Below are 11132 nucleotides of genomic sequence, written 5' to 3'. Positions count from 1 at the left end.
ATCAGGCGCCGGAAAATCAACATTGTTCTACAATTTGCTTGATCAGGGTCGGATCATTCCGATCCTAACGAAGCTGGGAAACGGGCATCTGTCGAGATCAAGGGTTTGGAGTGCTGTATGAGTGTGAGTTTTTCCAATGTGCATGAGCAGTCGCGGCGGTCCAGCTGTCCGTTGACAGACCATGCCCTGACGAAGAGTTCCCGCCCGGACAGCATTGGCGGGAGACGAACCCTAAATGAATCCCGGCAGGTCAGCGGAGGTCTTTTCCTGACAGCCATCCATGCCTCAACCACGTTTGAAGCCGGTTTCCGGCTCAGGCCTGGTGCCGCCGAGACATCCTTGGACCAAACTATGTTCCGCAACGAATTATGAAGAGCCGCCCCATGAACGAGAGAAGTTATCCCTATAAAGCCGTTCTGCAACGGGAGCAGCCTGAAGCCGATTCCTTTATCGATCTTGATAGACTGCTGACCATTGCCGTGCGCAGGGCCAGGATCGTCGGTCTGTCGATCGCCCTCTTCGTGATGCTCGGTATTACCTATCTCCTCTTCACGACGCCCTATTATACGTCGATGACGCAGATCCTGCTGGATGACAGCCTGTCGCGCTACACGCAGGACGACAAGGCAGCGCCCGGTGACCGTTCCCAGGCCGATACGGAACTGGCCAGCGCCGTGGAAATCCTCAAATCCAACAGCATGGCCCTGCGGGTTGTCGACGAGGCCAAGCTTAGCGATAACGAACTGGTCACCAATCCTCCCGCTTCGCCGGTATCCTTCGTCAAGGACATGTTGCGATCCGTGAAGCGGCTGGTCAGCCCTGGACCGAAATTGACCGATGCGGAAATCGCAGCAGGCAAGCGCGGCAAGGCCGCTGCCATGCTACAGCAGAACATTACCGTGGAACGGGTGATGCGCAGTGCGGTCATTGCCGTATCCTATCGCTCTCCCGACCCTCTGCTGTCAGCGAAAGTCACCAAAGCCTACGCAGATGCCTTCCTCACCGATCAGTTGAATGCCAATTTCGACGCCAGTGAGCGAGCAACACTGTGGCTGCAAGGTCGCTTGGACGATCTGGCAAAGCGTGCCCAGCTGGCCTCGCTGGACGTTGAAAAATACAAGGCAGAAAACGGCCTGACCCAAACGGGCGGCGAACTGATGTCCGAACAGCAGTTGACCGACCTCAACAAACAGCTGATCGTTGCCCAGGCCGATGCGGCAAGCGCCCAGGCCCGCTACGAGCAATATAAAAGCATCGTCACGCAAGGCCCGCAAAATGCGGTGAAGAATGCCATCGTTTCCGGACAGGCTGGCGCCAATCAGGTGCTTCAGGATCTGCGAAGCCGATATTTGTCGATCGAAAAGCGTGAACAGGATATCGTCGCCAATTTTGGTCCAACTCATCCTCAGGCCAAAGCGCTGAAGGCTGAAAAAGACAATGTCGGCGGCCAGATTTTCCAGGAACTGCAACAGTTGACGTCAAGCTATGGCAATGAATTCGACGTTGCCAAATCGCGCGAGCAATCACTACGCGGCAGCCTGGAAAAGCTAACCGGCACGAATTCCGACGCCAATAGATCGCTTGTGCATTTGAAAGAGCTTGAGCAAAAATCGTCGGCGCTCAAAACCCTCTACGAAGCCTTTCTGAATCGCTACGAAGTGGCTAGCCAGAGCCAGTCCCTGCCGGCAGCCAAGGCGCGGATCATCTCCGAGGCTGGTATACCCGCCTCACCTTCCAGCCCGAAAAAGACAATGGTGATCGCCCTTTCCATGGTTCTCGGCCTGATGGCCGGTGCCGGGCTAGCCTTTCTTCAGGAAATGCAGGAGCGGTATTTCCGGCTGGAAAGCGACGTACGCACCACACTTGGCCAAAAATCTCTGGGTTATCTGCCGCGTCTCGGTCCCAAGTTGAAAAAGCCGATCAATCCCAAACTTGCCCGCTGGCGTCAAAAAGCGCCTAAGGGAGCGACAGTCGTTCCTGGCGCGGAAAATGTATCGCTCGACAGAATGATGCGAACCGTGATCGAAGCGCCCCGATCCGCCTTCACAGAAACCCTGCGCAATACCAAGCTGGCCACCGATATTATTCTACAGGGCAAGACAAGCCGCGTTATCGGTGTCCTGTCGGCACTTCCTGGTGAAGGTAAGTCTACGGTTGCAGCAAATTTCGCTGTTCTGCTTGCCTCCAGCGGCAAACGGACATTGCTGATCGACGCCGACTTGCGCAATCCGAGCCTCAGCCGGCTTCTGCAACCCGCGCCGAAGACCGGCCTCGTCCAAGCCGTGCTTGGTGAGGTCTCCTGGCAGGATTGCATCAAGGTGGATCAGGAAACGAAACTTGCCGTCCTACCCATCGTGCCAGGCGCGGCAGCCCGATCTCTGGCCCATACCAACGAGCTCATCGCATCGCCTGGAATGAATGCCTTGCTCGAAAATGTCCGCCAATCGTTCGATTACATTATCGTCGACCTTGCGCCGCTCGGCCCGGTCGTCGATGCCAAAGCCTTCGCCCCCTTGGCAGATGGTTTCGTCTTCGTTGTCGAATGGGGCAAGACGCCTAAGAAGCTGGTGTCCGATCTACTCGAAGCAGAACCGCATATCAGCAATAAAGTCCTCGGCGTTCTCTTAAACAAGACAGACATGCAGACCCTGACTCGCTATAGCGACTTCGGCGGTTCAGAGAAATTCCGCAAGCAATACAATAAATACTACGTGGAATGATTGCTGTAACGGCGACCCGCAAATGATGAATTGCAATATACTTGACCCTCTCCGCCAGTGCCGAGAGGGTCAAGCACATGAAGGTGATCGCTACGAGCGTTCGTCTTCTACCATGATTTCAGGGCGCGAAGCGTCGGGGTCTTTTTGAACACATGTCCGTCCATACGGGCAAGGAGACTATCGAGAAGGCTCACGGCCTCACCCACCGCAGGCCCCTTGTTCAACATCACACATTCCGCGCGAGCGGCCATGGCGGCATCGGTCATTTCTCCCCGGGACGGCAGACCGGTTTTGACAAGATCCTCGAGAACCTGGGTTGCCCAGATAGTGGGTACAGCAGCTGCCTCGCAGAGCCACAACAACTCCTCCTGCATTTCCGCTACCCGCTCAAAGCCGATTTCAGCCGCCAGATCACCCCTGGCGATCATCACACCAAACGGGCGATTACGGCATCGAGCTCGCACGATCAATTCCGGCAGGTTGGTTACAGCCTGCGGCTGCTCGATCTTGGCAATCAAGCCAAGCGGCTGCAAACGAGCCGGGAATTTTGCCAGTGCATCCTCCAAAAGATCGATGTCATCAGCATGGCTGACAAAGGAATAGCCCAGCATATCCGCGTGTGTCATAACGGTTGCCAAATCGGAATAGTCTTTCGTGGTTAGCGGCGAAAGACTGTCAATCGGCGCGGAAAGTTGACCCCATATCGGCGTCCAATGTTGACCCCCGTGTTGACGATCAGCACCTGGATCGCCCGGCGCTGGCCGGGGTTGCAGAGGGCGAAACAGGTGCGGGTGATGGGGCTCTTCGGCTTTAGCTTTGAGAGCGGTTTTTGAAGCGCCAGGACTCGTTGCCGGTTTCGACGATCTCGCAGTGATGGGTGAGCCTGTCGAGGAGCGCGGTGGTCATCTTGGCGTCGCCGAAGACGGTTGGCCATTCGCCGAATGCCAGGTTGGTGGTGACTATGATGGATGTGCGCTCGTAGAGCCTGCTGATCAGGTGGAACAGAAGCTGGCCGCCGGCCTGGGCGAATGGCAGGTATCCGAGTTCGTCGAGGATGATGAAGTCGAGGCGGTTGAGATAGTCCGCCGTCCGGCCCTGCTTGCCGCTGCGCGTCTCCGTCTCCAGCCGATTGACCAAGTCGACGACATTGTAGAAGCGCCCGCGTGTGCCGTTGCGGATGAGCGCGCGGGCGATCGCGATGGCCAGGTGGCTCTTGCCGGTGCCCGTGCCTCCGACGAGAACAACATTGCGCTGATCGGCAACAAAGGCTCCGGTGGCCAGGTCGCGGACAAGGCCTTCATTGACGGGCGTGTTGGTGAAGTCGAAGTCGTCGATATCCTTGGCGAGCGGCAGCTTGGCGATGCTGAGCTGGTAGCGGATGGAGCGGGCCTGCTTCTCGGCGATCTCGGACTGCAGAAGATCGCCAACGATACGCGGCGGCTCATGCTGGCGCTTGATGCCGTTGCCCATGACCTCGTCATAGGCGCTGCGCATGCCGTAGAGCTTCAAGGTGCTCATCAATTCCAGAACCTGTGTGCGTTCCATCAGCTTGCCCTCCTGAGGCTGTCATAGCGAGCGCAATCGGCGACCGGCTCATGGGTCAGCCGCAGTGCATCGGGGATTTGCAGGGGCGCAGCCGGAGCAGGATCACGACGCCGCGCCAGTATGTTGAGGATGACGGCAGCCGAGCAGACGCCCTGATCAAGCGCCTCCTGGCAGGCGGCCTCAACGGTCGTGATACCGTCGCCCGGTACGCATCCGAGAATGGTGACCATTTGCCGATCGCCGTCATCGACTGTCTTCAATCGCTTGCGGACCTTCTCCATCGCCGCCGGCATTACCCAGTCGCGGAACGGCGCGCCATTGCGAAGAGCGCCGGGTTTACGGGCCAGGACAGGCACATAATGCCAGGGATCATAGACCGTCTCGCCGCGGCCGAAGCTGCGCCGATGTTCGGCGATGACCGTGCCATCCTGCTTGACCACAATCCGGTCGGCATAGGCGTGGACTTCGACCGGGCGGCCGACAGCCGTTGAGAGGACCGAGTATTTGTTATTGTCGAAACGGACCGTGCAGGTCTTCGAGACCGAGGCCGGAACGCAGTGAAAGCCGTCGAACGGACCGACATAGGGGACGAGGCTGCTGCGTTCGGCTTCGAACATCTGCCAGATCGTCTGGTCGGCCTGTTCCGGATGGTTATGCGCTTTGGCATAGGCGACGCATTTGTCGAGCAGCCAAACGTTCAATTCCTCAAGGCTCTTAACCCTCAGGCGCGGCGTGAAGAAGCGTTCGCGCACCAGGCCAACCTGGTTCTCGACCTGGCCCTTCTCCCAACCAGACGCCGGGGTGCAGGCGACAGGCTGAACAAGGTAGTGGCTGCACATCTGCAGAAAGCGGCGATTGTATAGCCGCTCCTTGCCCACGAACACCGCCTCCACCGCCGTCTTCATGTTATCGTAGATGCCACGCGTGCAGGTACCACGGAAGAAGGCAAACGCCTTGTCGTGGGCGTCAAACACCATCTCCTGGCTCTCGCGCATATAGGCACGTGCAAACATCATGCGGCTGTGGCAGAGCCGGACATGAGCAACCTTCACGGTCGTCGTCGTGCCGTTGATCAGCACGATCTCGTGGCTCCAGTCGAACTGGTAGGCTTCGCCGGGTGCATAGTAGAGCGGCACATAGGCCTGCGCCGTCGCTGATCCCCGGTTCTTCGCCCAACCCTTGGCGTAACGGCGGATCGCATCATAGCTGCCGTCATATCCGAGCGCTCGAAGCTCCTCGTAAATCCGGATCAGCGTTAGCCGTTCGCGCGATGGCCTGCCTTCGTTCGTCGCAAGAAACCGCTCGATCTCCGCCTGCCAGGCCCCCGTCTTTGGCAAAGGCTGCCGCTCGCGCTCGTAGGAGAAGTCGGTCTCGTCGCTGCGCAATATCTTGCGGACCGTGTTGCGGGAAACATGCAGTTCACGGGCGATCTTCTTCATCGACCAACCTTGAACATGAAAGGCCCGCCGGACGCGCGCAATCGTATCCACTCGCTTCAACTCCCTCTCCATCCGCCGTCAAAAGACGGATGGTCAGATAAATCCGAAGGGGGTCAAAATTGGACGCCGATTACCCCGCTAATGGGGTCAATTTTGCACGCCGGAACACAGAAAGACCAAGCGCTGTATCGGGCAGGTTCAAACCCTTTTCGGGCTTGAGTTTCACACCTCCGGTTTTGGTATGGGTTACACGAATGACCGCTTCGTTTGGCCCCGTTTCTTCAACGACACCTTCAAGCTTACCGTCGTCATATCGAACCCGATGGCCCACAGCGACACGGGTGACGATTTCCGCAACCGATACGGTCGCCGCAAACTCCACATCCTCGGTTGGACGCGGCTTTCCTTGCGCAACCAATCTGAGGCGGTCCCCGACCTGAAGTTTGCGCTTTTCCCCCGCAACGGCCTCCGTGCGAATTTTTGGTCCTGCGATATCCATCAACACGGTCAGTTTATGGCCAATGATCTCTGACGCCGCGCGAACGTGGCCGGAGATCATTGTCCATGCCTTCTCGTCATCATGCGCACAATTGATCCGAGCAATGTCCATCCCGCGTTTGGCGAGATCAAGGACAAAATCCGGCCGATCAGCAGCCTCGCTTGGCATGGTCACCATGATCCGCCCGCGGCGAGAGGAGCGGGCCGGTCCAAACAAGTCCTCTGTTGCCGCTCGCAACGATCGCTCTCCGGCAAAGAACTTACTCTCAGACAGTCCATCGAGGTGTGACGCAACACCTTGTAGACCCGATAGCGCTGCCGAGACTGCATCCAAGGTTGGAAGCACCCGACTTTCCAGCCGGCCCAAAGACGACAACCCTCTCCACATCAACTCGCGCTGCAAAACACGTAGGTCACGGTGGCGCAGTGAAAGATAATGACAAAGGTTTTCAATCGCTGGCCTATGTTGCAGGGGAACCACCGCCGAACCGCACAGACCTTGCAACAAATCCTGCGCATGCGCAGCAATGTCAGCGCGAAGGTCATTTATCTGGCGATGCAAAGCCTCCAGTGCGATTGAATTCTCATTCGAAACAAAATTAGACTGTGCCATGGCCATCATCCTTAATTATGTCCAGAAGACATAAGCCTTCTAGACACAGATGACTGATGGTGGCTTGGAAGGCTTTGAGCTACGTCAACCGTCTAGAAAGTTTCACAAAGCAATTTCGAAAATCGGTATCATCTCAACCGTGAGTACTTACGGAGTAAGCTGCGGGTTCGAAATTGTGCGCACCCTTCCTTGTAAAATATAAACAGAGCTGAAAGCCCGGAGGATCTCATTGCCCAAACGCAAAAATCCCGCAGCGTTTAAGGCTGCGGGATTGATGTAATTTTGGTTGCGGGGGCAGGATTTGAACCTGCGGCCTTCAGGTTATGAGCCTGACGAGCTACCGGGCTGCTCCACCCCGCGTTATATATTGTTATGCGTTAACGGAATAAGGGTCGCTTGAGCGACCCTTTATGTTTTCGGCGGGGCCGATGTTTGTGAGAGAAGATGATTGATTTGAGTATGAACATTGCGCTTAGCAGACCTGGCAGCGACCTACTCTCCCGCGTCTTAAGACGAAGTACCATTGGCGCAGGGGCGTTTCACGGCCGTGTTCGGAATGGGAACGGGTGCGGCCGCCCCGCCATGACCACCAGGTCAGCTAAGGGCAATGTTGATGCTTTGCATCAACATTGTTCCCTTTTCTTTGGCAAACCCATCTTCTTCGCTTGCGCTCAGAAGGGTGCCAAAGCGTTGATACGGAACCGTATTGATGCTTTGCATAATTGAGAAGCTGGTGGGCGTTGCCCGTTTTCTTATTGTGTGAACACGTCTTTTTTGTTTCCGTGGCCGTGACGAGCTCCGCTCGCAAGGCCAAGGGCCGTCGCACCTGATGGTGCGGGCCGTCCGCAGCGAAGGCTCAAAGAGCCGACAGCGTCAGGACAAAACAGATGGCATCATCAAAGCCGAAGGCTTTGATGAGCATGGTCAATGAGAACGATTAAGCCAATCGAGCTATTAGTAACGGTAAGCTTCGCAGGTTACCCTGCTTCCACACCCGTCCTATCAACGTGGTCGTCTTCCACGGCTCTGATAGGGAATACTCGTTTTCAGGTTGGTTTCCCGCTTAGATGCCTTCAGCGGTTATCCATTCCATATATAGCTACCCTGCTATGCCGTTGGCACGACAACAGGTCCACCAGAGATATGTCCATCCCGGTCCTCTCGTACTAGGGACAGATCCTGTCAATATTCCTACACCCACGGCAGATAGGGACCGAACTGTCTCACGACGTTCTGAACCCAGCTCACGTACCGCTTTAATTGGCGAACAGCCAAACCCTTGGGACCTGCTCCAGCCCCAGGATGCGATGAGCCGACATCGAGGTGCCAAACAACCCCGTCGATATGGACTCTTGGGGGTCATCAGCCTGTTATCCCCGGCGTACCTTTTATCCGTTGAGCGATGGCCCTTCCACGCGGGACCACCGGATCACTATGACCGACTTTCGTCTCTGCTCGACTTGTCAGTCTCGCAGTCAGGCGGGCTTATGCCATTGCACTCGACGACCGATTTCCGACCGGTCTGAGCCCACCATCGCGCGCCTCCGTTACTCTTTCGGAGGCGACCGCCCCAGTCAAACTACCCACCATACACTGTCCCGGATCCGGATAACGGACCGCGGTTAGACATCCATGACGATAAGGGTGGTATTTCAAGGATGGCTCCACTCGAACTGGCGTCCAAGCTTCAAAGCCTACCACCTATCCTACACATGCCGACACGAATGCCAGTGTAAAGCTATAGTAAAGGTGCACGGGGTCTTTCCGTCTGACCGCAGGAACCCCGCATCTTCACGGGGAATTCAATTTCACTGAGTCTATGTTGGAGACAGCGGGGAAGTCGTTACGCCATTCGTGCAGGTCGGAACTTACCCGACAAGGAATTTCGCTACCTTAGGACCGTTATAGTTACGGCCGCCGTTTACTGGGGCTTCAATTCAAAGCTTGCACCTCTCCTTTTAACCTTCCAGCACCGGGCAGGCGTCAGACCCTATACGTCGTCTTGCGACTTCGCAGAGCCCTGTGTTTTTGATAAACAGTCGCTACCCCCTGGTCTGTGCCACCCCTCTCCACTTGCGTAAAAAGGGGTCACGCTTCTTCCGAAGTTACGCGTGCAATTTGCCGAGTTCCTTCAACATAGTTCTCTCAAGCGCCTTGGTATACTCTACCTGACCACCTGTGTCGGTTTCGGGTACGGTCTATACGGTGGAGCTATTTCCTGGAACCACTCCACTGCACAATCAATCCAGTAAGACTGTACAATTTGTGTGATCCGTCACTACCACCAGGCCCACGAATATTAACGTGGTTCCCATCGACTACGCATTTCTGCCTCGCCTTAGGGGCCGGCTAACCCTGCTCAGATTAACTTTAAGCAGGAACCCTTGGTCTTTCGGCGAGGGGGTCTCTCACCCCCTTTATCGTTACTCATGTCAACATTCGCACTTCCGATACCTCCAGGATGTCTCACGACTGTCCCTTCACAGGCTTACGGAACGCTCCGCTACCACGTGCATTACTGCACATCCTCAGCTTCGGTGCATGGCTTTAGCCCCGTTACATTTTCGGCGCAAAGACCCTTATTTAGACCAGTGAGCTGTTACGCTTTCTTTAAATGATGGCTGCTTCTAAGCCAACATCCTGGTTGTTTTGGGATCCTCACATCCTTTCCCACTTAGCCATGACTTGGGGACCTTAGCTGGAGGTCAGGGTTGTTGCCCTCTTCACGACGGACGTTAGCACCCGCCGTGTGTCTGCCGATTAGTACTCTCAGGTATTCGGAGTTTGGTTAGGATCAGTAAGACGGTGAGTCCCCATAGCCCATCCAGTGCTCTACCCCCTGAGGTATTCGATCGACGCACTACCTAAATAGTTTTCGCGGAGAACCAGCTATTTCCGAGTTTGATTGGCCTTTCACCCCTAACCACAAGTCATCCCAATCTATTGCAACAGATGCGGGTTCGGTCCTCCAGTTGGTGTTACCCAACCTTCAACCTGCTCATGGCTAGATCACTCGGTTTCGGGTCTAATGCAACTAACTCAATCGCGCTATTAACACTCGCTTTCGCTGCGCCTACACCTACCGGCTTAAGCTTGCTAGTTACACTAAGTCGTTGACCCATTATACAAAAGGTACGCAGTCAGGCTTTCGCCCTCCTACTGTTTGTAGGCATCCGGTTTCAGGTTCTATTTCACTCCCCTTGTCGGGGTGCTTTTCACCTTTCCCTCACGGTACTTGTTCGCTATCGGTCATGCACGAGTACTTAGGCTTGGAGAGTGGTCTCCCCATGTTCGAACAGGATTTCACGTGTCCCGCCCTACTCTAGGACAATGAGTGTTCTACGCGTACGGGGCTGTCACCCACTATGGCCAAGCTTTCCAACTTGTTCCGCTTTATTCCTCATTGCCACTGGCCTGGTCCGCGTTCGCTCGCCACTACTTGCGGAGTCTCGGTTGATGTCCTTTCCTTCGGGTACTTAGATGTTTCAGTTCCCCGAGTTCGCTTCTTACCCCTATGTATTCAGGATAAGATACCTTATTAACAATGCTTGGAAACCTGACACGTCCCAACCCCTTCAGAGACCGCAGAACCCACGCTGCATCAGCAGCGACGGCCCTTGGCCTTGCGAAGCCAAACGGCTTCGAGCCTTTTCCCTCGATCACTCGAAGTCAAAAGGCTGGTCAAGACAGTTCAGATTTCCCAAGCATTTAAGGTGGGTTTCCCCATTCGGAAATCCATGGATCAAAGCTTATTCGCAGCTCCCCACGGCTTATCGCAGCGTATCACGTCCTTCATCGCCTGTGCATGCCAAGGCATCCACCAAATGCCCTTATTCCACTTAATCGTTCTCATTGCCAATGCTCATCATCTCGCTGTCGCCTCCAAAGGAAACGAGCAACAGGCCGGGTTACCTTTTACAACCCAACCAAACCAATGATGCCATCGACGTGTTCGATAGATCTGCTTTATTGGAGCTACGCCGAGCAGCTCACTTGCAGTCTATCTTAAGACCAGCTTCTCGAGATCAAATCCGGTACCGCGCGGTCAGGCAACGGTAATCCGATCGTTTGTCAGACAACACCGAAGTGTCGAACAACGCACGATCCAGAGTGACAAGCTTCCTTCCTACCTCCAATCCTTCACCAAAATCAGGTCGGCTAGACCATCCTAGGGATCATCAGGAAAGGGCTCGGACATCGCAAGGTTTCCCTCACAATACCTGGAAGCCTCCAGATCAATCTTCTCTTCACAATGTACCAGAACAGACAGAACTCAATCGAGCGCTGTAAACTTTATTTTTTCTTCAGAAGACAAAA

4 protein-coding genes, 1 tRNA gene, 2 rRNA genes and 1 pseudogene are annotated in these 11132 nt (G+C 55.4%); 1 reads left to right on the top strand and 7 read right to left on the bottom strand.

The genetic code is table 11. The features are described 5' to 3' along the window. Positions 1–383 precede the first annotated feature (383 nt). Positions 384–2720: a succinoglycan biosynthesis protein ExoP gene (locus IEI95_RS28375; protein WP_156535700.1), complete on the top strand. Its 2337-nt coding sequence runs from the start codon at positions 384–386 to the stop codon at positions 2718–2720. Between the two features lie 107 nt (positions 2721–2827). On the opposite strand, the gene IEI95_RS28370 is transcribed toward IEI95_RS28375, so the two are convergent. From IEI95_RS28370 to IEI95_RS28340, 7 genes and pseudogenes are all read right to left on the bottom strand, one after another. Continuing rightward, positions 2828–3346: a pyruvate kinase gene (locus IEI95_RS28370; RefSeq protein WP_337926574.1), complete on the bottom strand. Its 519-nt coding sequence runs from the start codon at positions 3344–3346 to the stop codon at positions 2828–2830. Positions 3347–3530: 184 nt separating this feature from the next. Further along, positions 3531–4265: an IS21-like element helper ATPase IstB gene (gene istB, locus IEI95_RS28365; protein ID WP_156543945.1), complete on the bottom strand. Its 735-nt coding sequence runs from the start codon at positions 4263–4265 to the stop codon at positions 3531–3533. Beyond that, positions 4198–5764: pseudogene (istA, locus tag IEI95_RS28360) on the bottom strand (IS21 family transposase). Before istA ends, istB begins: the two are co-directional and overlap by 68 nt. A 70-nt stretch (positions 5765–5834) precedes the next feature. After that, positions 5835–6548: a pyruvate kinase gene (locus IEI95_RS28355; protein ID WP_234934278.1), complete on the bottom strand. Its 714-nt coding sequence runs from the start codon at positions 6546–6548 to the stop codon at positions 5835–5837. A 550-nt stretch (positions 6549–7098) separates the two neighbouring features. Then, positions 7099–7175: transfer RNA gene (locus IEI95_RS28350), tRNA-Met, on the bottom strand. Positions 7176–7294: 119 nt separating this feature from the next. Next, a 5S ribosomal RNA gene (gene rrf, locus IEI95_RS28345) occupies positions 7295–7409 on the bottom strand. 339 nt (positions 7410–7748) lie between these two features. After that, positions 7749–10660, bottom strand: a 23S ribosomal RNA gene (locus tag IEI95_RS28340). Positions 10661–11132: the final 472 nt, after the last annotated feature.

The organism is Agrobacterium vitis (assembly GCF_014926405.1).
Classification (GTDB): Bacteria; Pseudomonadota; Alphaproteobacteria; order Rhizobiales; family Rhizobiaceae; genus Allorhizobium; species Allorhizobium vitis_H.
This window is presented reverse-complemented; position numbering and strand designations above follow the sequence as displayed.

What these genes read in the sequence shown, in the direction of transcription:
- IEI95_RS28375 (WP_156535700.1), top strand. Translation starts at nt 384, where the DNA reads ATGAACGAGAGAAGTTATCCCTATAAAGCCGTTCTGCAACGGGAGCAG.
- IEI95_RS28370 (WP_337926574.1), bottom strand. Translation starts at nt 3,346, where the DNA reads ATGACACACGCGGATATGCTGGGCTATTCCTTTGTCAGCCATGCTGAT.
- istB (WP_156543945.1), bottom strand. Translation starts at nt 4,265, where the DNA reads ATGGAACGCACACAGGTTCTGGAATTGATGAGCACCTTGAAGCTCTAC.